Annotated in this window: 20 protein-coding genes and 1 pseudogene; 13 read left to right on the top strand and 8 right to left on the bottom strand. The window is 73.9% G+C overall.

The window, feature by feature from the left end:
• Positions 1-15: 15 nt before the first annotated feature.
• Both ABZ873_RS22715 and ABZ873_RS22710 read left to right on the top strand, forming a co-directional pair.
• Entirely contained in the window at positions 16-807 is a 792-nt protein-coding gene (locus ABZ873_RS22715; protein ID WP_360875014.1) for an aspartate/glutamate racemase family protein, read from the top strand.
• A 137-nt stretch (positions 808-944) separates the two neighbouring features.
• Positions 945-2,588 (top strand): ATP-binding cassette domain-containing protein, encoded by a 1,644-nt coding sequence (locus tag ABZ873_RS22710; RefSeq protein ID WP_360875011.1) that lies wholly within the window; start codon positions 945-947, stop codon positions 2,586-2,588.
• Here ABZ873_RS22710 and ABZ873_RS22705 read toward each other — a convergent pair.
• Positions 2,525-3,484, bottom strand: a complete 960-nt coding sequence (locus ABZ873_RS22705) for an ADP-ribosylglycohydrolase family protein (RefSeq protein WP_360875008.1) — start codon at positions 3,482-3,484, stop codon at positions 2,525-2,527. The genes ABZ873_RS22710 and ABZ873_RS22705 overlap by 64 nt on opposite strands.
• A 327-nt stretch (positions 3,485-3,811) precedes the next feature.
• Between ABZ873_RS22705 and ABZ873_RS22700 the strand changes: the two genes are divergently transcribed.
• The 9 genes and pseudogenes from ABZ873_RS22700 (at position 3,812) to ABZ873_RS22660 (ending at position 11,072) form a co-directional block, all read left to right on the top strand.
• Positions 3,812-4,336: a DUF6879 family protein gene (locus ABZ873_RS22700; RefSeq protein ID WP_360875005.1), complete on the top strand. Its 525-nt coding sequence runs from the start codon at positions 3,812-3,814 to the stop codon at positions 4,334-4,336.
• A 15-nt stretch (positions 4,337-4,351) separates the two neighbouring features.
• Positions 4,352-5,199 (top strand): annotated as a pseudogene (locus ABZ873_RS22695) (helix-turn-helix transcriptional regulator).
• A gap of 88 nt (positions 5,200-5,287) precedes the next feature.
• A complete protein-coding gene (locus ABZ873_RS22690) occupies positions 5,288-5,470 on the top strand; it encodes a hypothetical protein (RefSeq protein WP_360875002.1) in 183 nt (60 codons plus the stop codon).
• Positions 5,467-6,072 (top strand): hypothetical protein, encoded by a 606-nt coding sequence (locus tag ABZ873_RS22685; RefSeq protein WP_360874999.1) that lies wholly within the window; start codon positions 5,467-5,469, stop codon positions 6,070-6,072. Before ABZ873_RS22690 ends, ABZ873_RS22685 begins: the two co-directional genes overlap by 4 nt.
• Positions 6,073-6,096: 24 nt before the next feature.
• The gene (locus tag ABZ873_RS22680) at positions 6,097-6,642 is read left to right on the top strand and encodes a hypothetical protein (RefSeq protein WP_360874996.1); all 546 of its coding nucleotides are present in this window, start codon (positions 6,097-6,099) and stop codon (positions 6,640-6,642) included.
• A 295-nt stretch (positions 6,643-6,937) separates the two neighbouring features.
• On the top strand, positions 6,938-7,456 hold the full coding sequence (locus tag ABZ873_RS22675) for a hypothetical protein (RefSeq protein ID WP_360874994.1): 519 nt from the start codon (positions 6,938-6,940) through the stop codon (positions 7,454-7,456).
• A 161-nt stretch (positions 7,457-7,617) separates the two neighbouring features.
• Positions 7,618-9,156, top strand: coding sequence for an apolipoprotein N-acyltransferase (lnt, locus tag ABZ873_RS22670; RefSeq protein ID WP_360875031.1), 1,539 nt, complete (start codon positions 7,618-7,620; stop codon positions 9,154-9,156).
• Between the two features lie 131 nt (positions 9,157-9,287).
• Entirely contained in the window at positions 9,288-9,773 is a 486-nt protein-coding gene (locus ABZ873_RS22665; RefSeq protein WP_360874991.1) for an NUDIX domain-containing protein, read from the top strand.
• Between the two features lie 102 nt (positions 9,774-9,875).
• Positions 9,876-11,072, top strand: a complete 1,197-nt coding sequence (locus ABZ873_RS22660; RefSeq protein WP_360874988.1) for an acyltransferase — start codon at positions 9,876-9,878, stop codon at positions 11,070-11,072.
• A gap of 16 nt (positions 11,073-11,088) precedes the next feature.
• Here the strand turns inward: ABZ873_RS22660 and ABZ873_RS22655 are convergent, their stop codons facing one another.
• Complete coding sequence (locus ABZ873_RS22655) at positions 11,089-11,853, bottom strand: trypsin-like serine protease (RefSeq protein WP_360874985.1); 765 nt, start codon at positions 11,851-11,853, stop codon at positions 11,089-11,091.
• A 163-nt stretch (positions 11,854-12,016) separates the two neighbouring features.
• Complete coding sequence (locus ABZ873_RS22650) at positions 12,017-13,498, bottom strand: hypothetical protein (RefSeq protein ID WP_360874982.1); 1,482 nt, start codon at positions 13,496-13,498, stop codon at positions 12,017-12,019.
• A 160-nt stretch (positions 13,499-13,658) separates the two neighbouring features.
• On the opposite strand from ABZ873_RS22650, the gene ABZ873_RS22645 reads away from it, so the two are divergent.
• Positions 13,659-14,948 carry a bifunctional GNAT family N-acetyltransferase/ATP-binding protein gene (locus ABZ873_RS22645; protein ID WP_360874979.1) on the top strand — a complete coding sequence of 430 codons (1,290 nt, stop codon included), beginning with the start codon at positions 13,659-13,661 and terminating at the stop codon, positions 14,946-14,948.
• Between the two features lie 18 nt (positions 14,949-14,966).
• Here ABZ873_RS22645 and ABZ873_RS22640 read toward each other — a convergent pair whose 3' ends face one another.
• The 5 genes from ABZ873_RS22640 to ABZ873_RS22620 form a co-directional block, all read right to left on the bottom strand.
• Positions 14,967-15,614, bottom strand: a complete 648-nt coding sequence (locus ABZ873_RS22640) for a hypothetical protein (protein ID WP_360874977.1) — start codon at positions 15,612-15,614, stop codon at positions 14,967-14,969.
• Positions 15,611-17,236 carry a serine/threonine-protein kinase gene (locus tag ABZ873_RS22635; protein ID WP_360874974.1) on the bottom strand — a complete coding sequence of 542 codons (1,626 nt, stop codon included), beginning with the start codon at positions 17,234-17,236 and terminating at the stop codon, positions 15,611-15,613. The genes ABZ873_RS22640 and ABZ873_RS22635 overlap by 4 nt, the downstream gene beginning before the upstream one ends.
• Positions 17,237-17,373: 137 nt before the next feature.
• Positions 17,374-18,630 carry a Tm-1-like ATP-binding domain-containing protein gene (locus tag ABZ873_RS22630; RefSeq protein WP_360874971.1) on the bottom strand — a complete coding sequence of 419 codons (1,257 nt, stop codon included), beginning with the start codon at positions 18,628-18,630 and terminating at the stop codon, positions 17,374-17,376.
• Positions 18,631-18,678: 48 nt separating this feature from the next.
• A complete protein-coding gene (locus tag ABZ873_RS22625) occupies positions 18,679-19,170 on the bottom strand; it encodes an NUDIX domain-containing protein (protein WP_360874968.1) in 492 nt (163 codons plus the stop codon).
• A gap of 74 nt (positions 19,171-19,244) precedes the next feature.
• The gene (locus tag ABZ873_RS22620) at positions 19,245-20,252 is read right to left on the bottom strand and encodes a cation diffusion facilitator family transporter (RefSeq protein WP_360874966.1); all 1,008 of its coding nucleotides are present in this window, start codon (positions 20,250-20,252) and stop codon (positions 19,245-19,247) included.
• Between the two features lie 180 nt (positions 20,253-20,432).
• On the opposite strand from ABZ873_RS22620, the gene ABZ873_RS22615 reads away from it, so the two are divergent.
• A complete protein-coding gene (locus ABZ873_RS22615) occupies positions 20,433-22,790 on the top strand; it encodes an FHA domain-containing protein (RefSeq protein ID WP_360874963.1) in 2,358 nt (785 codons plus the stop codon).
• The last annotated feature ends 2 nt before the right edge of the window (positions 22,791-22,792 follow it).

Below are 22,792 nucleotides of genomic sequence, written 5' to 3'. Positions count from 1 at the left end.
GATTAAGGTGGGCGGGTGAAGATCGCGCTCATGGACTCCGGAATCGGCCTCCTCGCGGCGGCCGCGGCGGTGCGGCGGCTGCGGCCGGACGCGGATCTCGTGCTGTCCTCCGACCCCGACGGGATGCCCTGGGGCCCGCGGACCCCCGCCGACCTCACCGAGCGGGCCGTCGCCGTCGCCCGGGCCGCCGCCGCGCTGCGCCCCGACGCGCTGATCGTGGCCTGCAACACCGCCACCGTGCACGCCCTGGACACCCTGCGGGCCGAACTCGAACCGGCGATCCCGGTCATCGGTACCGTGCCCGCGATCAAGCCCGCCTCCGCCGCCAGGGGCCGCGTGGCGATCTGGGCCACGCCCGCCACCACCGGCAGCCCGTACCAGCGCGGCCTCATCCGCGACTTCGCCGCCGGGGCCCGCGTCACCGAGGTGCCCTGCCCCGGACTCGCCGACGCCGTCGAGGCGGCCGACGACACCGCCGTGAACGCCGCCGTCGCCGCGGCCGCCGCGCTGACCCCGGCCGACGTCACCGACGTGGTACTCGGCTGCACGCACTACGAGCTGACCGAGAGCCCGATCCGGGCCGCCCTCGCCGCCCGTACCGGCGGCGCCGGGATCGTGTTCCACGGCTCGGCCGAGCCCGTCGCCGTCCAGGCCCTGCGCCGCCTCGGCGTCCCGCCCGAGCCCGGCCTCCCGCGCACCGGCGGCCTGACCGTCCTGCGCAGCGGCCGCGAAGGGGAACTGCCCGCCGCCGCCCTCGCCTACGCCGAGGGCCGCCTGCTCGCCGGCCTCGGCGCCCCCGTCGGCTGATCACCCGTACCGCCACCCCCCCCGCGAGACGTAGCGTCTTGCGCATCCGCCCTGCGGTGTTTATTGTTGGGCGTGTTGCGAGACGGTCCGTATCGTCTCGCAAAACCGCCAGAACTCGCCATCGAAGGGAACCGCCCTTGCGCACTCCACTCGCCTCCACCCAGATCGTCCTGTCCGAGGTCACCAAGAGCTACGACACCCGCGTCGTCCTGGACCGGGTCAGCTGCACGGTCCGGCCCGGCGAGCGGGTCGGGGTCGTCGGGGACAACGGCTCCGGCAAGTCCACCCTGCTCCGGCTCCTCGCCGGACTCGAACGCCCCGACCACGGCGAGATCACCGTCACCGCCCCCGGCGGCCTCGCGCACCTCGCCCAGACCCTCGATCTGCCCCCGGCCGCCCGCGTCGGTGACGCGATCGACCTCGCCCTCGCGGACCTCCGCGCCCTGGAGCGCCGTATCCGCACCGCCGAATCGGTCCTGCACCGGGCCGGTCCCGACGAACTGGCCGCGTACGGAGACCTCCTCGCCGCCTACGACGCCCGCGGCGGCCGCGACGCCGGGCGCCGGGTCGCGACCACCCTGCGCCGCCTCGGCGAACGCGCCCCGATCGACCGGGACCGCCGGCTCGCCACCCTCTCCGGCGGCCAGCGCTCCCGGCTCGCCCTCGCGGCGGCCCTCGCCTCCGAACCGGAACTGCTCCTGCTCGACGAGCCCACCAACGACCTCGACGACGAGGCCGTCGCCTGGCTGGAGGAGCGCCTGCGCGCCCACCGCGGAACCGTCGTCGCCGTCACCCACGACCGCCTCTTCCTCGACCGCGTCACCACCGCCGTCCTCGAAGTCGACCAGGACCGGAGGACCGTACGCCGCTACGGCAACGGCTACGCCGGCTTCCTGACGGCCCGCGCCGCCGAACGGGCCCGCCGGCAGCGGGAGTACGAGGAATGGCGCGCGGAGGTCCGGGACGCGGAGCGGCTCGCGGACAGCTCCATCGAGCGGATCGGCGCGATCCCGCGGAAGCTGCCGCGCGGTTTCAGCGGAGCCGGCGCCTTCCGCGCCCGCTCGCGCACGCACGGCGCGGCGAGCCGGATCCGCAACGCCCGCGAGCGCCTGCACCGGCTCACCGAGCGCCCCGTGCCGCCGCCTCCGCGGCCGCTCACCTTCACCGGACGGTTCACCGAGGGCGCGGCGGGACCGACCGAACTGGCCGGCGCCGCCGTGCCCGGCCGTCTCGCACCGGTCTCACTCACGCTCGCACCGGGGGAGCGGCTGCTGGTCACCGGGCCGAACGGCGCTGGTAAGTCGACCCTGTTGCAGCTGCTCGCGGGCCAACTGGCGCCCGTACACGGTGTCGTACGGGCTCCCCGGCGCGCGGGACTGCTGCGGCAGGGGGATCCGGGGCCGGGCGAACACCGGTCGGCCGTCGAGCTGTTCGGCGAGGAGTACGCGGACCAGGTCGCCGGGATGGGGTTGCTGACCCCGGCCGATCTGGCCCGGCCGGTCCGTACCCTCTCGGCCGGCCAGCGCCGCAAACTGGAGCTGGCCCGGCTGGTGACGCGACCCTTGGACCTGCTCCTGCTGGACGAGCCGACGAACCATCTGGCGCCCGCGCTGGTGGAGGAGCTGGAGGCGGCGCTGGCGGGGTTCGGCGGCACGCTGGTCCTGGTCACGCACGACCGGCGGCTGCGGGCCGGGTTCCGGGGGCGGCGGCTGGAGCTTCAGCCGGAGGCGTCCTTCGCGGCGTCCTTCGCGGCGTCCGAGCCCGCCTCCGCGAGCCGCTGAGCGAGCACGCACAGGTCGTCGGCGTTCAGCACCCGGTCCCCGTACCCGGGCAGCGGGACATGGAGCGGGTCCGTCCACTCCTCCGGCACGGCGGCCCGGCCGTACCGGGCCCCGGCGAGGGTGCCGGTCACCGCCGCGACGGTGTCGGTGTCCCCGCCGAGATCGACGGCGGCCCGCACGGCCTCCGCGAACCCACCGGTGGTCCGCAGCGCCCACACGGCCGAGCCCAGGCAGGGCCAGACCGCCCCGTTGAACTCGGTGGCGAGGCCGGGGTGCCAGTCGGGGGCCAGTACGCACCCGTAGCGCTCCCGGTGATCCGGATGCACGGCGGCGAGCACGCCGGGGAGGGCCACGAGCGGATCCGCGCCGTCCAGGGCGACGCGGACGAGCCCGTGCAGGATCGCCGTCCCCTCCCAGGCGGCCCGGTCGCCGTGCGTCAGCGCGGCGATCCGCCGCGCGGCCTCCATGCTCGCCGCCTGCCCGGCGGGGGCGAAGTACACGGCCGAGGTGGACGCCCGCATGAGGGAACCATTGCCCGCGGCGCGGGCGTTGATCTGAAAGTGCAGGGCGGCGGCGGAATCCCAGGACGCGCCGTTCGTCAGCACGTCCTCGGTCTGCAGCCCGATGTCCTTGGGCTCCCCGGCGGCCCACCGCTGGAAGCGGGCGAAAACATCCGGCAGTTCGAGCCCGCGGCACTCCAGCAACGACTCACCGACAAGCACGGCCATCTGCGTATCGTCGGTGGCCTCCCCCGCCTCCCACCCCCCACCGGCACACATCTCGGCCCCCCGCACGGTCAACTGCCCGGCCTCACCGAACTCATAGGGCGCCCCGAGCGCATCCCCCACAGCAGCCCCGACCACAGCCCCAACGACCCGATCAAGCCGAGAGCTCACGGGTCCTCCTGGGGTGCGAGTGGCTGACGACCAGCCAACGGGCGAAGACGCTCCGGCTCGTCTCAGGCCGGTGGCCTCCAGCGTAGCCGGGCACGTAGCAGGTGGGGGAAGGCGCCGACTCCGATCCGCTGGGCGGGCCGACCGGGGGCAGCAGGTGTACCTACGCCCCGAAGTTCCGGCCAGTGGCGCCGCATCGAGCGCCCGCCTGAATGCGCCCTTGACGTGTCCGGCGTCCGCGGTGAGGGTCGATCCGTAGGACCATCCCCGACGGCGAAGGTATCGTCCGGATCCCGGTTCGGATGGCCGCCATCATCAAGGAGGCTTTCGATGCCGCAAGCGGCACCGCCGTTCAGTGAACTGCTTGCTGCCTGTAGGCGATCCGCCGTCCATCTGGAGATGCGCGACAGCTACGACGACCCCGACGAGGCTCCCCGCGTAGCCGCATGGAAGGCGGGGCACCGGCACAACCCGGCCGATCGGGCGTCCTGGTGGCGGCCGTGGCTCGACATGGTGTCGGAGGCGACCGCCCGTGGCGTCGTCATCCGCCGTGCGCGGATCGTCTCGGAGCCATTCAGCGAGTACACGCGGTACCTGTACGACGGTACGTTCACGAACGTGGCGGCCGGTGAGGACATCCGCTGGCTTCCGCGCCGGAAGGCATCGGACATCGCACTGCCAGGGAACGACTTCTGGGTCTTCGACGACCAGGTGGTGCGGTTCGGTCACTTCTCCGGCGAAGGCGTCTACCTCGGGGACGAAGTGGACGAGCGCCCGGAGGTCGCGAAGCTGTGCGCGACAGCCTTCGAGGGTGTCTGGGACCGTGCGATTCCGCATGCCCAGTACACCGTCTGAGGCACGACAGTACCGATGGCACCATCCCCGTCGTCGAGTGTCCAGGCGGCCTGCGAGGCGCTGGCGGAGCGCCTCAAGAGCATCCGCCTGGACGCTGGGCTGAAGGCGCGGCAGGTCGCCGACCGTGCCGGCTGGTACCCCTCGAAGGCAAGCCGGCTGGAGAACGCGACCACGCCGCCCTCCGACGCCGACATCCGCGCGTGGTGCACCATCTGTGGCGTTCCCGACGAAGCTCCGGATCTGATCGCGGCTTCCCGTTCGGCCCAAAGCGCCTATGTCGAGTGGAGGCGCGTGCAGCGCACGGGCCTGCGGCGGCTCCAGGAGTCGTACGTCCCCTTGTACGAGCGCACACAGTCCTTCCGCGTCTACTGCTCCAACGTCGTCCCGGGACTGCTCCAGACCCCGGCCTACGCAACGGCGTTGCTCTCAGCGATCACGGAGTTCAGGCAGGTGCCCAACGACGTGGCCGAGGCGGTCGCCGCGCGCGTGGATCGAGCACGCGTACTCCGGCAGGGTGACCACCGTTTTGCGATCCTGGTGGAAGAGGCCGTGCTGCGGCAGCGTCTCGGTGACGCCGAGGCGATGGCCGGGCAGCTCGGACATCTGCTGTCCGTGATGTCGCTCCCCGCGGTCTCCCTCGGGGTTATCCCCTTCACGGTGACCGGCGCATGTGGCCGCTGGAGACCTTCTCCCTCTACGACACGCAACAGGTGCAGGTCGAGACACTGACGGCCGCTGTGAACGTCACGGCCCCATCGGAGATCGCCCAGTACGTGAAGGCTTTTGAGTGGTTGTCGGAAGCCGCTGTCTTCGGCGCCGCAGCGAGGGGCTTGGTCTCGGCCGCGATTGGCTCCCTCGGGTAACTGGCGTGGAATTCGGTGGAACTTCCTGGAATCCAACTGGGCTTCTTCCCTAGCGTGTTCCTCACGAAGTGCTGCGAACACCACCACCGTGACGACGATCATGCAGGAGGCGGCCATGGGCTGGGGTACAGGCAAGGGCGGATCTTCCGGCGGAGGATCCGGAGGCAACGACGGCGGGCAGGGCCAGCACTCGGGGGACAAGGACCCGGGCACGTCCAAGCCCAGCCCGGACACGCAGAACCCGCCCAGCGGCGGGAAGCACAAGAAGTGACCAGCTCCCACCGGAGTCCGGGGCAGGACGCCACGCGCGGCCTGCTCCAGGCCGTTTCCGAGGACCTTGGCCACGACGTGGGCCCCGAGTGGCAGAAGGCGGCCGTGGCCGTCCCACGCGACCACTTCCTGCCCGACCGGATCTGGGCGGACCGGGACGGCCGCTACCGGCCCGTGGACCGCCTGACGGACGCGGCCGACTGGTGGAGCGCCGCCTACGCACTCACCCCCGTCGTGACCCAGGTCAACGACGGCGCCGAGCCGGACGGGCCGGACGACGCCTGGCCCTCTTCCTCCGCCTCCCACCCCTCGGTGGTGTTCCGGATGCTCGAAGGCGCCGACATCGCACCCGGCGCGAAGGTGCTGCACATCGGCACCGGCACCGGATGGGACAGCGGCATGATCAGCCATCGCATCGGTGCCGCCGACCTGGTCACCGTCGAGGTGGACCACGCCCTGGCCGACCGGGCCCGGGAGGCGTTGGCGTGTCTCGGCCACCACCCCACGGTGGTGTGCGGTGACGGCCGCCTCGGCTGGGGGCCCCGGGCGCCGTACGACCGCGTGCTGGCCACCTGCTCCGTACGGCGCGTGCCGCCGCACTGAATCGCGCAGACCCGACCCGGCGGCGTGATCCTCACCCCCTGGGACAACCCCTGGATCTGCTGGGGTCTGCTGCGCCTGGTGGTCGGTGACGACGGGACGGCCACGGGCCGGTACAGCCCGTACAGCGCCTTCATGCTCATGCGCACGCAGCGGCAGGATCTCCTGATCCACCGCGACGTGGTGAAGGACGAGCACCGGCCGGAGGAGTCGGTGACGACCTTGCCGCGCCGGGCGGTGGTCTCGGGTGATGCCGCCTTCGCCGTCGGTCACCGGCTGGGCGACGTCTGGCACACCTGGCAGGACGATCCCGTGGACGGTGTCGCCGACCGGCTGTGGATCGCGACGACGGACGGCACGTCGTGGGCGGCCGTGGACCACGACGGCGGCGAGGGTGATGACTTCACCGTCTACCAGCACGGCCCCCGCCGGCTGTGGGACGAGGTCGAGGAAGCCCACCGGTGGTGGGTCGGGAAAGGGTGCCCAGGTCCTGAGCGGTTCGGTCTGACGGTCGGCCCCGAGGGCCACCGGGCGTGGCTCGATGATCCTGCCGACTCCTGGCCTCTGCGCTAGCTCGCGGGCCCCTGGGAGAGGAGTGTGGCTGTGGATGACCCCGACGAGCCGCTGGACCTCTGGGCGGCGTGCCGGGGCGACGGTATCGAGTGGGTGCCCGAGGCGATCGCCCCCGACTACGCCACCGCCCAGCGCCTCGTCCACGGCATCCGGGGTGACGGCGTGAAGCGGTCGGCATCCGCGCGGAGCGCGGGGCTCCCTTCGTGGCCGTCCGGCGAGCCGGGCCGCGCCCCCCCGCTCACCCCCGCGGGTCGGGGCGGTGGCTGGGTGGGGGAACGTGGGTACGCTGCTGGGTATGACGGGTCATCCACCCGGACCGTTCTGGACGGGCCGGGCATCCAACCCCCTGCAGTGGCTGCTCGCCGCGGCCGGTGCGGCCTGTGTGGCGCTCGGGGTCGAGCTCGCCGTGGACAACGCCGCCTGGAGCGCCGACTTCATCCCGCTGCTCATGGCCGTGACCGGCTGCCTCGCCGCCGGGCTGCTCATGCTCTACGGGACCCTCGCCTTCGTGAACGTCTCCGTCACCGTCGACTCCGAGGCCGTCCTCGTGCGCTGCGGCCACATCGGCATCCCGCGCCGCACCATCCCCCTCGCCCACGTGGCGGCGGCCGAGTTCCTGCCCCGGATCACCCCGCAGCACTGGGGCGGCTGGGGCTACCGCTGGCGCCCCCAGAAGGGCACCGCGGTGATCGTCCGCCGCGGCGAGGGGCTGTCGCTGACCCTCGGGGACGGCAAGGTGTTCACGGTGACCGTCGACGACGCCGAGAACGCCGTCCGGGTGATCCGCACCCACCTGCGGGCCCTCACCCGATAGGCCGTGATCCGCCGGGCGGGCCCGAGCCCCGCCGCCGACCGCGCTTACCGGATCCAGCCACCCGGGGACGTACACTCCGCCAGATGAGCAGCAGTGTGAAGCCGGCGGTTCCGGATATGCCCCCGCCGTCCACCGATACCTCCACGGGCGGGCCCGACGCGATGACCCCCACCGCGCCGCGCCGCAAGGCCGCCGCGCTCCTGCGGCCCGTGCTCGCCGTACTCGCCGGGGTGCTGCTCTACCTGAGTTTCCCGCCCCGCCCCCTCTGGTGGCTCGCCCCCTTCGCCCTCGCCCTGCTCGCCGGCTGCCTGTACGGCCGCCGCGCCCGGGCCGGCTTCGGGCTCGGCACCCTCGCCGGGCTGGGCTACCTGCTGCCGCTGCTCGTCTGGACCGGCGAGGAGGTCGGCCCGGTGCCCTGGCTGGCGCTGAGCACCCTCGAAGCCCTCTTCTACGGCCTCACCGGCCTCGGTATCGCCCTCGTCAGCCGCCTGCGCGCCTGGCCGGTTCTCGCCGCCGCCGTCTGGGTGGCGGGGGAGGCGCTGCGCGCCCGCGCCCCCTTCGGCGGCTTCCCCTGGGGCAAGCTCGCCTTCGGCCAGGCCGACGGCGTCTTCACCCCGCTCGCCGCGCTCGGCGGCACCCCGCTGCTCTCCTTCGGCGTCGCCCTCTGCGGATTCGGGCTGTACGAGGCCCTGCGCATCGCCCGCCGCCACCCCGGCCGCACCACCGCCGCGCTGACCGCGCTCACCGTCGCCGCCCCCGTCGTCGCGGGCCTCGCCGCCCGGCCGCTGGTCTCCGACGCCGCCGAGGACGGCACCGCCGTGGCCGCCGTCATCCAGGGCAACGTGCCCCGCCTCGGCCTCGACTTCAACTCCCAGCGCCGCGCCGTCCTCGACAACCACGCCAAGCGGACCGTCCAGCTCGCCGAGGACGTCCGGGCCGGGCGCGTCCCCAAGCCCGACTTCGTGCTCTGGCCCGAGAACTCCTCCGACCTCGACCCCTACGCCGAACCGGACGCCTACGCCGTCATCGACCAGGCCGTCAAGGCCATCGGCGTCCCCGTGGCCATCGGCGCGGTCGTCGCGCCCGAGACGGGTCCGCTGCGCAACACGATGATCCTCTGGGACCCGGTCTCCGGGCCCACCAAGACCTACGACAAGCGCAAGATCCAGCCCTTCGGCGAGCGCATCCCCATGCGCTCCTTCGTCCGGCTCGTCAACTCCGACGTGGACCGGGTGCGCCGCGACTTCGGCCCCGGCAAGGACCCGGGCGTCTTCGACATGGCCGGCAGCGGCGTGGGCATGGTCACCTGCTTCGAGGCGGCCTTCGACGACGCCGTCCTCTCCACCGTCCGCGACGGCGCCCAGGTGATCGCCGTACCCAGCAACAACGCCACCTTCGGCCGGACCCAGATGACCTACCAGCAGCTCGCCATGGACCGGATCCGGGCCGTCGAGCACAGCCGGACCGTGCTCGTGCCCGTCACCAGCGGGGTCAGCGCCGTCATCCGCCCGGACGGGCGCGTCGTCGCCGAGACCAAGATGTTCACCGCCGACGCCCTGGTGGCCGAGATCCCGCTGCGCTCCGGGCGTACGCCGGCCACCGCGCTCGGCCCGCTGCCCGAGTACGCCCTGCTGCTGCTCGCCGCCGGCGGACTCGGCGCGGTCCTGGCCGGCCGCATCCGCGCCCGCCGCGCCGAGTGACCCCACCTGGCCACGTCGCGCCGCGTGACCCCACCGGGCCACGTCGCGCCGGGGGACCCCACCGGGCCCCCGGCGCGCCCGGTGCCCCACCGGGCCGGTCCCGCGTGCCCGGAGCCTCGTAGGGTCGGGGGATGACCACACCCGATTTCATCCGCCGGATCCGTGCCTCCGCCGGGCACCAGCTGCTCCTGCTGCCCGGGGTCACGGCCATCGTCCTCGACGACCGGGGCCGCGTGCTGCTCGGCCGGCGCAGCGACACCGGGCGCTGGTCCGTCGTCGGCGGCATCGCCGAGCCGGGGGAGCAGCCGGCCGAGACCGCCGTACGCGAGGTGTACGAGGAGACGGCCGTGCGGTGCGTGCCCGAGCGGGTCGTCCTGGTCCAGATGCTCGCGCCGATCACCTACCCCAACGGGGACGTCTGCCAGTTCCAGGACATCACCTTCCGCTGCCGGGCCACGGGCGGCGAGGCGCGGGCCAACGACCACGAGTCGCTGGAGGTGGACTGGTTCGAGGTGGACGCGCTGCCGCCGCTGGAGCCCTTCGCCCTGGACCGCATCCACCGGGCCCTGCGCGAGGAGCCCACCTGGTTCGAGGTCCCCGCCGGGATCACCGAGTAGCGCCCGGCCGACGGGACCGGGGGGCGGCGCGGCCGCGTGTAGGGTTCCCGGGACCCGGCGGCGTTGATCGGACCGTCGTACCAGAGATGAGGACGGTCGAGAATGGGCACGGGCGCAGCAGCCGGTGAGACGCAGCCGGGCGGAACCATACGGAGCGGAGCGCCCGGCCCCCGGCTGGCCGCTCTCGACGGCGTCCGGGTGCTCGCCGCGCTCTCCGTGCTCTTCTACCACTACACCGCCCTGGAGAGTGCCTGGGGCGAGCCGACGGCCGGGGTCTTCCCGCTGGGCCACCGGCTGGCGGTCTACGGCTGGCTCGGCGTCGAGATCTTCTTCCTGGTCAGCGGCTTCGTCATCTGTATGAGCGCCTGGGGGCGCGGCCTCGGCGACTTCGCGGTCTCCCGGGCCTCCCGGCTCTTCCCCGCCTACTGGGCGGCCGTGATCTTCACCTCGCTGGTGCTGTTCACCTGGCCCGAGGTGCGGCAGGTCCACTCGTTCAGCGATGTCATGGTGAACCTGTCGATGCTCCAGGGCGGGATCGGCGTCCCGCACATCGACGACGCCTACTGGACGCTGTTCGTGGAGCTCAAGTTCTACGTGCTCTTCGCGCTCGTCGTCCTGCGCGGTGTGACCTACCGCAACTGCGTGCTCTTCTGCGCGCTCTGGACCCTCGCGGGCATCGTGGCGCCGACCGCGGACAACGGGGTGCTGTCCTTCTTCGCCGTCCCGTCCGCCTCCCCGTACTTCATCGCTGGCATCGCCTTCTACCTGATGCGCCGCTTCGGGCAGAACGCCGTGATGTGGGCCCTCGTCGGCGTGCAGTTCCTGCTCGCGCAGCACTATGTGCACGCCCGGATGATCAGCAACCTGGGGCGGGCCGCCGCCGAGCAGACCCCGCCCTGGCCCGCCCATGTGATCATCGCCTGCGGTTTCGCCCTCATGGCGGCCATCGCGCTCGGCGCCCTCGACGGCATCCGGTGGAGCTGGCTGCCGCACGCCGGAGCGATCACCTATCCGCTGTACCTGATCCACATGATGGCGGGGCTCACCCTCATCCATCACTTCCGCCGGGACCTGGCCCCCGTACCCCTGGTGCTCGGGGTGACCGCCGGCATGGTGGTCCTGGCCTGGCTCGTGCACCGGCTGGTCGAGCGGCCCCTCGGCCGCCTGCTGCGCGACAGCCTGCGGCGCGGCATGGGCGACATCCGCTCCTCGGCCTCCTCCTCCCGGGTCCCGCTCGGGCTGTTCCCCGCGCAGCGCTCGGGTGCCGGGGCGGAGGGCGTCCCCGCCGGACGGCGGTAGGAGCCGTACGGCCGCCTCAGCCCTCGTCGGCCGCCTCCCGGTACAGCTCCACCGCCTGGTCGCCCATCACCGCGCTGTAGGAGACCTCCGGCACGGTGCCGCCGCCCTCGTGCCCGCCGAGCACCCCGGCCAGCGCGCCGTCCACCAGCCACGGGCTGCCGCTCGTACCGCCGCTGAGGTCCGGGCAGCCGATCCGGCGCTGGGTGGCCGAGTACAGGCGGGTGGTGTTGGCGCAGCGCAGCGGGACCTCCAGGGTCCGCGGGTAGCCGACCACCGTCACCGTGGGCCCGTCGGACTGCCCGGGTGCCACCGGGAAGCCGCCCACCAGGTCCTCGACGGCGCGGGTCTCCCCGGAGTCCACCGCGGCCACCGTCGCGAAGGCGATGTCGTCGTCCGGGTCCTGCCCGTCCGTCCAGCCGGGGGCGATGTGCACCCCGGTGATCCGCCACAGGCCGTACGGGGCCTCTCCGTCGCGGTAGCCGGGCGCGAACACGGTGGTACCGGGGTTCTCCAGGCAGTGCGCGGCGGTGGCGATCACATCGCGGTCGTCGCTGCGGACCACGGCGGCGGTGCAGAAATGGCCGCCGTCGAGCCCGCCCGCGAAGAGGGCGCCCACCCGGTCGGCGACCCGGTCCGGCTGCGCCCGTACGGTGACGCCGAGCGGGGTCCCGCCCGGGTCGCCCGGCACCCCCACGCCGAGCAGCGCCGTCGTCGCGGCCAGCGCGAGCAGGATCCGTGGGGCCCGCCGCGCACGGGAGCGCCGGGCCGTTCGGGGGAGCACGTGGCGGATCATGCAGCCACCCTGCCCACCGAACCTGTGACCGGACGGCGTTGTTCCGTATGAATCCGCTGTGAATCCGGTAAAGCCGGTGAAGCCCCTGTGAAACCCGGCCCATGCCGGGACAGGACCCCCGCTCCCGTACGAAACGCCCTCGCCCGGCGCCCTACCGGCGGCGCTCGTACACCGTCACCCGGCGGCCCCGCACCTGCCGGTCCGCGACCACCTCGAAGTGCTCCCGCAGCGCCGCCGCCTTGGCCTTGTCCCGCTCCGCCGAGGGCGGTTTCGCCACGCCCGCCGCGTCCGTGACCAGCAGCACCCGCCGCTGCCCGAGCAGCGCGGCCCGTATGCGCTCCGGCTCCGCCTCCTCGCCCTTGAGGGTGGCCGAGGCCGCCGGGGTCACGGCCAGCGCCAGGTCGCTCAGGCCCGTGAACGCCCCGGGGGAGACCAGCGCGGTGTCCCGCCGCGCCGCCGGGAGGAACAGCACCCCGTCCCCGTCCCCCTTGAGTTCCGCCACCTCGCCCGCCACCGCCAGTACGTCGTCCACCCGGCTGGCGGGCGCCCGCTTGGCCAGCTCCACCGGCAGCAGCGCCAGCGCCGCCACCCCGACCACCCCCGGCACCAGCAGGCCCGCCGCCCTCGGGAACCGGGGCGCGCAGGCCCGTACGGCCGCCCCCAGCCCCGCCCCGATCAGCAGCGCCAGCCCGACCATGCTGAACAGCACGTACCGGTCCAGGAACAGCGGCTGCGCCAGCGACAGCCCGATCAGCCCCAGCTGCGGCACCGCCAGCAGCGGCAGCCCGACCGCGGCGGGCGAGAGCCGTCCGCGCGCGGGCCGGTCCGCCAGCGCCCCGAGCCCGCCCACGGCCAGCAGGAGCGCCGGGCCGATCAGCATGTGCCAGGTCAGCGGCGGTATCCACGACACCTGCTCGGACTGCCCCCGGCTGAACAGGACCAGCGGCAGCGCCCCCGCCACGGCCCCCGCCGAGGCCGCCGCCCAGCGCGGCCACAGCCCGCGCCGGGCCCGTACCCACCACAGGGTCACCGCGTGCGCGGGCAGGATCAGCAGCGACAGCCAGTTCAGCAGCGCGCAGACCAGTACGGCCGCTCCGTACGCCGTCCAGCGCGGCCAGACCCGCCGCCCGGGCCCGGTCCCCAGCAGGGACATCAGGAGCAGCGTCGACAGCCCGGCCCCGGCCGCGACCAGCGCGTACGGCCGGCCCTCCTGGAGGTAGAACTGCACGGCCGGCAGCAGCCCGAGGGCCAGCCCGCCGCCCAGCCCCACGGCGGGACCGGCCAGCCGCCGCCCGATCAGGGCCACGCACGCGGCGGCCGCCGCGACCGCCAGCACCGAGGGCAGCCGCAGAGTCGTCGTACTCGCCCCGAACACCTCGAACAGGCCGTGCATCAGCAGGTAGTAGAGCCCGTGCACGGCGTCGACATTGCCGAGCATCCGCCAGATCTCGCCCGCCGGCCGCCCGGCCACCTGCCAGGTCGCCGCCTCGTCCCGCCACACGCTGTCCTGCCGCGAGAGCCCCCACAGTCCGAGGGCCAGCGTCCACCCGACCGGTATCAGCCACACGAGGTGCCGGCGCCGCCGCCGAACGGAAAGAGGGGAGTCGGGTATGGCGGGTATGTCGGATGTCATGAAGCTGCGCGGATCCTCGGGGCGGGCTTTCGGCGGAAGCCACCAGTCTATGGACGACACGGAGGGTTTCCCGCCCGGCTGTTGTGCAGGGCGGAGCGTGAACAGGGGCCCCGGCCGCCCCTAGCCTCGCCGCAGGAGCACGAACGAGGGGCGGTACCCGGTGAACTGGCTCATCCATGACTACCGCGAGAGCGATCTCGCCGCGGTGGTCCATCTCATCGACACCACGGCGGAGCTCGGGCAGGAGTCGGTCTTCTCGCTCGCGGAGTGCATCAGCGCGCTGACCGGCCGCCAGCCCTGCGTGGTCGCCGTCCACCAGGGCGTGCCCATCGGTGCGGCGCTCGCCTGCGTCACGGGGGAGCGGGCCTGGGTCATGCGGATCGCGATCGCCTCCGGATGGCGCGGCCGGGGCCTGGCCAGCGCCCTCCTCGTCGAACTGGAACGGCGGCTCATCGCCGCCCGCGTCGGCCGTATCGCCTATGTCCTGCCCGAGGAGGACATGCTCGGCGAGGGGCTGCTGAACGCCGGCTACACCCGGCAGCCCGCCGTCGCCTACTTCGAGAAGACCGAGCCGCTGCACGGACCGGCCGCGGGCCTCCTCGACGACCTCGGCGGCCGCTTCCTCCAGGGCGGCCTGTGGTCGAAGGTCGCCGGCATGGAGAAGGAGAAGGACCTCATCGAACGGCGCGTGGTGCTGCCCCTCGCGGAACCCGAACGGGCCGCCGCGCACGGGGTCCGGCCGCCGCGCGCCATCACCCTCTTCGGACCGCCCGGCACCGGCAAGACCACCTTCGCCCGCGCCATCGCCTCCCGGCTCGGCTGGCCCTTCGTGGAACTGCTGCCCTCCCGCCTCGCCGACGAGGGCAACCTCGCCACCGCGCTGCGCGACGCCTTCGCGCGGATCGCGGAGCTGGAGCGGGTGCTCGTCTTCATCGACGAGGTCGAGGAGATCGCCCCCGTACGCACCGAACCGGCCCAGCCCGGCGGCATCCACGGCGTGACGAACGAACTGCTCAAGCTGATACCGGGCTTCCGCGAGGGCGACGAACGGCTGCTGGTGTGCGCCACCAACTCCATCCGCTCCCTCGACCCCGCCTTCCTGCGGCCCGGCCGCTTCGACTACCTCATCCCGATCGGCACCCCCGACGCCGGGGCGCGCGCCGCGATCTGGGGCCGCTACACGGCGGGCCGCGCGGACGTCGACGTGGACGCGCTGGTGGAGGCGACCGAGCTGTTCACCCCCGCCGACATCGAGCACGCGGCGCGGATCGCCGCGCAGGTGTCCTTCGAACGGGACCTGGAGGTGGTGGACGCGCGGGGCGCGGCGGCCGGCCGGCTCGGCGCCGGCACCGCGGACTACCTGGAGGCCGTCCGGCAGTGCCGGCCGACGGTGACCCCGGCGATGACGGGCGAGTTCGAGGCGGACATCACCGCGCACGCCCGCTTCTGAGCGCCGGGCCCCGTCCGGCTACGGGGCGCACGTGTACGTGAAGTCCACCGCGGCGGTGCGCCGGTCCGGGGAGAGCAGCTGGAGTTCGGCCCGCGCCGGATAGCTGCCCGTGCCCTTGAAGGTCCACAGCAGGTGCAGCCGGGCCTCCCGCTGCCCGCGCGGCACCCGCTCGGTCAGCTCCTCGGACCGGGTGCCGTCGCTGCGGACCCACCGGTAGGTGAGCACACCGGGCCGCCCGTCGGTGGCCACGAGGGCCACGACATCGGCCGTGGAGTCGCAGGCGGGCGTACCGGTGGTCAGCGTCAGGTCGCGGACCTCGATCCCCGGCCCGAGCCGCTGCCAGCCCAGGTACGCGAGGACGGCGGCCAGCACCACCGCGGCGAGGGTGTACCGGCGCAGCCCCTGCCCCCGGCGCCGCCGGGGCGGTTCGGCGAGGGTCGCGGTGAGCGGGAAGGGCGCGGGCAGGGCCGCGGTGACCCCGGGGCCGAAGCGGAGCACGGAGCCCTCGACGCGGTCGGGCGCCACCGGCTCCGTACCGGCCGGGGGGCCGCTGAACCAGTGGCTGCCGAGAACGGTGGCGCTGTACTCGGCGGAGCCGGAGCCGGAGCCGGAGTCGGAGTCGGAGCGGGAGCCGCTGCCGCTTTCGCCGGGACGCGGGTCGCTCATCGTGGGGCCTCCACGCAGCGCGCCAGGTACTGGGAGTCCGCCGCGGACTTGTTGCCCGCGGCCGGCTTGGTGGTCACCCGTACCCCGCCGTAGCAGCCGCGGTCCCGGGTGAAGGTGTGCTGCCGGGTGGTGGTGACGGTCGACCCGGCCTGGACCGTGAACGACTCGCTGCCGTCGGGCACGGTGTAGGCGCCCTGCGAGCCGCCGAGGAACCACTGCACCGTCACGGTGACCGGCCCGGTGCCCGTGGCGGAGACCGTGATGCTCGCCTCGCCGCGGTACACACTCGTCCGGAGCGCCACGTCCACCGCCGTCACCTTCACCGGCGGCGTGGGGGTGGGCGTGGGTGTCGGGGTGGGAGTCGGCGTCGGCTTCCCGGTCAGGGTCGCAGTCGGGGACGACGTAGGCGTCGGTGACGCGGAGGCCGAGGCGGACGGGGAGGCGGACGCGGACGGCGAAGGGCTCGGGGAGGCCGAAGCGCTGGGCACCGCCGACGGCGAGGCCGGCACCGACGGGCCCGGCGAGGGGGAGGCGGAGCCGGGCGGGGCGGCGCTCGTGGTGGCGAAGGCGCTGAGCGCCGAGGCCCCGCCGGGGGAGGCGCCGATCGCGTCGGTCGTCATCACCAGTACGGCTCCCAGCACCAGCGCGATCCCCGCCGCGAGCCAGCCGCGGCGGCCGGGAGCCCAGCCCGCACCGCCGCCGAGCGTGGTCGTGGCCGCGGCGGTGGTGCCCGCCGCCGGGCCGCCCGCCGACGGGAAGAGCAGCGGCAGCAGGGCGGCGAGCGCCGCCAGCTTGCGCTGCCCGCGCTCCTCCCAGTCCGGCCCGTAGGCGGCCAGGGCCACGTCCTCCAGCTCCGCCACGAACGCCTCGGCGTTCTCCGGCCGCTGCTCGGGCGCCTTGGCCAGACCGCGCCGGATCAGCGGACGCACCGGCTCCGGGGCCTCGGTCTCCGGTACCGGGGCCTCGATGTGCTGGACGGCCAGCTCCGCGAAGTTCTCCCCGTCGTAGGGCTTGCGGCCGGTGAGGCATTCGAAGAAGGTCGCGGTCGCCGCGTACACATCGGCGGCGGGCGACGCCGGACGGCCCTGCCACTGCTCGGGGGCCATATAGGCGGGCGTACCGGCCACGCCGGGCGTGCTGCCGCGGTTCGCCGCGATGCCGAAGTCCACCAGCTTCGAGGAGCCGTCGGCCGCGACCAGCACGTTCTCCGGCTTGTAGTCCCGGTGCACGACCCCCGCCCGGTGCGCGGCCGCCAGCCCGAGCAGCGAGCCCTTGAGGACCACCAGCGCGGCCTCGGCGTCGGCCTGCCCGGACTGCCGCAGCAGCGCGCGCAGGGAGATACCGTCCACGAGCTCCATCACGATGGCGGCGCCGCCGGGCGCCTCCACGTACTCGTACAGGCGCACCACATACGGGCTCTCCAGCCCGCCCAGCAGGCGCGCCTCGGCCCGGAACTCCCCGACGAACGCCGGGTCCTCGCGCAGCCGGTCGCTGAGGTACTTCACCGCGACCGCCGTGCCCGTGGCCGCGTGCACGGCGAGTACCACCCGGCCGCTGCCGCCCGAACCGAGCTCACGGACCTCCGTGTACCCGGGGACCGACCATGCCGTCCGCGTGTCCATCCTGCGTGCCCCCCTGCCCGCCGTACGGCGCCGAGTCCTTCCCCTGAGCAGCCCGGGAGCCGGCCGCTGACGGCCGGACCCGGACTCCTCAAGGGACGTGGATCGCACCGCGGCCGGTTCCCCGCGGTGCGGGGCTCTCAGGCCGCGGCCGACACCGAGCCGATCATGGTGTGCAGCCGGTCCGCGGCCGCACGCCCGAAGACCGGGTCGTTGATGTGCGTGTCGTAGTCGTGGAGCCGCGCGGCACTGCCCCGCAAGCCCTCGCGCAGCGCCGAGAACAGCGCCCGGTCCGCGCGCGGGTCATGGTACGGCCCGCCCGGCGCGCCCAGGGTGGACAGTCCACGGAGCGGGACGCACACCTCGGTGGGCCCCGTCGCCGCGCGCAGCTTGGCGGCGACCCGGCGGCCCAGCTCCGCGCACTCCGCCTCGCTCGTCCGGATCACCGTGATGGACGGGTTGTGCACGTGCACCCCCCGGTCCAGGACCCGCTGCGGCAGGGACTCCAGCGGGCCGAACTTCACCATGTCCAGCGCGCCCAGGCTCACCACCTGCGGCACACCGGCCCGCCCGGCGGCGCTCAGCCGGTCCGGCCCGGCCGTGAGGATGCCCCCGCACAGGTCGTCGGCCAGCTCGCTGAGGGTCAGGTCGAGCACGCCCGCGAAGGCGCCCTGCCCGGCCAGGGTCTCCAGGGTGCGGCCGCCGGTACCGCTGACGTGGAAGACGAGGACCTCGTAGCCCAGTTCCGTCAGCCGCTCGCGCGCCGCGTCCACCCCGGCCGTGGTCACCCCCGCCATGCTCGCCGCGACCAGCGGGCGGCCGCCCTCGCGGCCCTCGTCCAGCGCCGGCCGGTGGTGGTCCAGGCGTGCGTAGGCCCGGGCCATCCCGGCGACGGCCGCGGCGGCGTTGCCCAGGATGGGTTCGGACACGCTGTTGATGCCCGCGATGTCCACGACGCTGTACATCATCGTGATGTCCGACGAGCCCACATAGGGGGCGGTGTTCCCGGACGCCATGGACGAGACCATCAGCTTCGGCACGCCCAGCGGCAGGGCCCGCATCGCCCGGGTGGCGATGGAGGTGCCGCCGCTGCCGCCGATCGCGAGGACCCCGTCCAGCCGGCCCTCGGCGTGCAGGCGCAGCAGGGTCGCCTCCGCACCGCGGGCCATCGCCGTCACCGCCCCGCCCCGGCCGGCGTCCGTCCGCAGCACGGACAGCTCCGTCCCGGCGGCCCGCGCCACCGCCTCCCTCGGGACATCGGCGGCCACCCGGGGCTCGCCCATGATCCCCGTGTCGACCAGTACCACTCCGACGCCGGCGCGCAGCAGCCTCTCGCGCAGCCAGCCGTACTCCACACCCTTGGTGTCCAGGGTCCCCACCAGCACGACGTTGGTCATGGGTGCAATGTCCTGGCAGGCGCGGAGCTTGGCAAGTACGCGCTCTGGTCAAGCCTTCAGCAGCCCCAGCAGCCGCTCCAGGAACGGAACCTGGCCCTTGATCAGCAGTTCCCGGGCGGTGGAGGGCGTGAACCAGTCCACCCGGTCCAGCTCCGGGAACTCCTGTACGTTTCCGGAGCGCGGCGGCCACTCCATGGTGAAGGTCCCCGGCACCATCAGCGCCGGATCGAGGTCCGCCTCCACCGCCCAGATCGTCACGAGCTTCCCGCTGGACAGCCGTACCTCGCCCAGCGGCAGGTACTCGCCGTCCGGCGGGGGCAGCCCGATCTCCTCGGTGAACTCCCGCCGGGCCGCGTCCCGGGGCGTCTCCTCCGGCCCGTACTCCCCCTTGGGGATGGCCCAGCCCCCGGCCTGCCGGCCGGACCACAGCGGGCCGCCCATATGGCCGAGCAGCACCTCGACACCCGTGTCCGGATCGCCCGCCGGGCCGGGGCCGGTCCGCCGGAACAGGAGCAGTCCTGCACTGCGCTTGAAGGTCATGCCCCCATGCATGCCCCGTCCGGGCGCCCCGCAGTGATCGTGCGGGCGCCCCTCAGCGGTCGTGCGGGCCCGCGTCAGTGGTCGTGCGGGCCCGCGCGGTGGACCGGGCCGTGCGCGTCCGCGCAGTGCGGATCGTACGTACGCTCGCCCGGGCGGCCCACCGTGAGGAGGGAGTCCTGCGCGTGGTCCACCTGGAGCGTGGTGTGGGTGATCCCGTACTCCTTCTCCAGCAGCCCTTCCAGGTCCCGGCGTACGGCGTGGCAGTCGCCCGCGGGCTCCACCAGCACATGCGCGGACAGCGCCGCCTGGCCCGAGGTGATCGTCCAGATGTGCAGATCGTGCACCTCGGTCACCGGCGGGTGCCCGGCCAGCCGGTCACCGACCGCGTCCGGGTCCAGATGGGCCGGCGCCGCCTCCAGGAAGATCCGGCCGGAGTCGCGGACCAGTCCGTAGCCCGCCTTGACCATCAGCACCACCACCACGAGGGTGGCGATCGCGTCCGCCTGCCGGAATCCGGTGGTCATGACGATCAGACCGGCGGCCGCGGTCCCGATGAAGGCGAACAGGTCGTTCAGCACGTGCTGGTAGGCGCCCTCCACGGCCAGCGAGGACCGGTTGGCCCGCGAGATGCACCAGGCCGCCGCCACATTGACGAGGATCCCCGCCAGCGCCGTCACCAGCACCAGCCCGCCCTCCACCGGCGGCGGATTCATCAGCCGCCGCACCGCCTCGTACGCCAGCCACACCGCCAGCAGCAGCAGCGTCAGGCCGTTGGCCTGCGCGGACAGTATCTCCGCGCGCTTGAGCCCGTACGTGAACCCACCGCGGGCCGGCCGGGCCGCGAGGCGCATCGCGATCAGCGCCAGCACGATCGACACGGCGTCGGTGAGCATGTGCGCCGCGTCCGAGATCAGGGCCAGCGAGTGGGCCATGACGCCGATGACCACCTCGATGGCCATGAACCCGCCGATCAGGGCGAGCGCGATGGCCAGCCAGCGCCGGTCGGCGTCGGCGGACACGCCGTGGCTGTGCCCGCCGGGCCCGTGCCCGTGGTCGTCGTGCGTGTGGTCGTGGCCACTCATGGCGTCCCCCGTCCCGGTCGCGGCAGCCGTTCCTCGGGTGCCGTCGCGTGAAGTGAAGCGCACCGCGGCGCGATCGGCAAAGGCTGCAACGGGGACCGTTGTCATTACCCATAAGAGGGCTCTGACCTGCGGTTTTCTCCGACTCCTGCCGGGTGCTCCGGTGCGTGGGAAAATCTGCTCATGGTCCAGCGCCCCGGTGTGCCGACCGCACCCGAGCTCCTCCTGTCGACCGACACGGGCTCCACACCGATGAGCCCGGGCCGGACCTATCACGTCGGCCGGGACCCCCAGAGCGACATCTGCTTCGACGACCCGCGCGTCTCCTGGCACCACGCCGTCCTGCGGGCCGAGGGCGACCACTGGACGGTCGAGGACGAGCACAGCCTGAACGGCACCTGGGCCGACGGCCACCGGGTCCGTGAATGGAACATCGGCGCCGGCAGCGAACTGCGCTTCGGCAGCGTCGAGGACGGCCCGCGCGCCGTCCTCGTCCCTCGCGAACGCCCCTCCGGCGCCCACCCCGCCGGGGTCTCGAACCCCTCCTCCACCGGCACCTTCCGCCGGCCCAGCGCCGTGCTGCCGCTGCCCGCCCGGACCGCCGTACGCATCGGCCGCGCCCCCGACAACGACCTCGTCGTCGACGAGCTGATCGTCTCCCGGCGCCACGCCGAGCTGCGCGCCCGCCCCGACGGCGGCTACGAGATCGCCGACCTCGGCAGCCACAACGGCACCTACCTCAACGGCGCCCCCGTGGACGGCACCGCCCCCCTCACCGAGGGCGACATCATCGGCATCGGCCATGTGGCCCTGTGCCTCGTCGGGGACCAGCTCCAGGAGTACGCGGACACCGGCGAGGTCTCCCTCGACGTGCAGGGCCTCACCGTCACCGTCGACCACGGCCGCAAGACCCTCCTCGACCAGGTCTCCTTCCCCGTCGGCGCCAAATGCCTGCTCGCCGTCATCGGCCCGAGCGGAGCCGGCAAGTCCACCCTGCTCGGCGCCCTCACCGGGCTCCGGCCCGCCGACCGGGGCGCCGTCCTCTACGACGGCCGCGACCTCTACCGCGACTACGCCGAACTCCGCAGCCGCATCGGGCTCGTCCCCCAGGACGACATCCTGCACGCGCAGCTCACCGTCCGCCGCGCCCTCGCCCACGCCGCCGAACTGCGCTTCCCGCAGGACACCGGCCCGGCCGAACGCCAGGCCCGGGTGGACGAGGTCATCGGGGAACTCGGCCTGCGCGAGCGCGCCGACCAGCCCATCCACAGCCTCTCCGGCGGCCAGCGCAAACGCGTCTCCGTCGCCCTCGAACTGCTCACCAAGCCCTCCCTGCTCTTCCTCGACGAGCCCACCTCCGGGCTCGACCCCGGCATGGACCGCTCGGTGATGCACATGCTGCGCGGCCTCGCCGACGACGGCCGCACGGTCATCGTCGTCACCCACAGCGTGCTCAGCCTCGACGTCTGCGACCGGCTGCTCGTCCTCGCCCCCGGCGGCCGCATCGCCTACTACGGCCCGCCCGGCGAAACCCTCGGCTACTTCGGCTTCGATGAGTGGCCCGAGGCGTTCGAAGCCTTCGAACGGGACCAGGATCGCGACTGGGCCGGCGCCTACGCCGCCTCGACCCAGCACCGCAAGTACGTCCAGCACGCCGTCCGCCAGCCCTGGCTGGCCGGGGAACGGGACACGGGGGAGGCCGCGGCCGTCGCCCCGCCGCCGAAGGCGCAGAGCTGGGGCTCGCAGCTGTCCACCCTGGTCCGCCGCTACGCGGCCGTGCTCAGCGCCGACCGCACCTTCCTCGCCGTCATGGTCGCGCTGCCCTTCGTCATGGGCGTCATGGCCCGCGCGCTGTCCGGCAGCCGGCTCACCCAGGAGACCGCGATCAACGCCCTCCTGATCCTCTGCGTCGGCGGCGTGCTCACCGGCGCCGCCAACGCCGTACGCGAGCTGGTCAAGGAACGGGTCATCTACCGGCGCGAACGCGCCGTCGGGCTGTCCCGCTCCGCCTACCTGATGTCGAAGGTGGTGGTGCTCGGCGCCGTCACCGTCGTCCAGGCGGTGGTCCTCACGCTGGTCGCCCTCCTCGGTGTGGACCTCAACGCCCCCGGCGGCGAGGGGGTGCTCATGCCGCCCCTCGCCGAGATCACCCTCGCCGTGGCGCTGCTCGCGTTCACCGCGATGATGCTCGGCCTGCTCGTCTCCGCGCTGGTCCGCAAGGAGGAGGTCACCATGCCGCTGCTGGTCCTCCTCGCCGTCGTACAGGTGGTCTTCTGCGGCGCGCTGCTCCCGCTGCACGGGGTGCCCGTGGTGGAGCAGCTGTCCTGGCTGGTCCCCTCGCGCTGGGCGCTCGGCGCCATGGCGGGCACCATCGACCTCGCGGCGATCCTGCCGGGGCCCGTCGCCGCCGATCCGCTGTTCGCCCACCGCACCGGCGTCTGGCTGCTGAACATGGGCATGCTGGTGGTCCTGTCCGTGCTCTTCGGCGTGCTCGTCGCCCGGCTGCTGCGCCGGCACGAGCCCGCGATCATGCGGAAGTAGGC

Source organism: Streptomyces sp. NPDC047014, from assembly GCF_040644195.1.
Taxonomy (GTDB): domain Bacteria; phylum Actinomycetota; class Actinomycetes; order Streptomycetales; family Streptomycetaceae; genus Streptomyces.
Note: the sequence above shows the minus strand (reverse complement) of the source record. Positions and strands in the feature narration are given on the sequence as shown.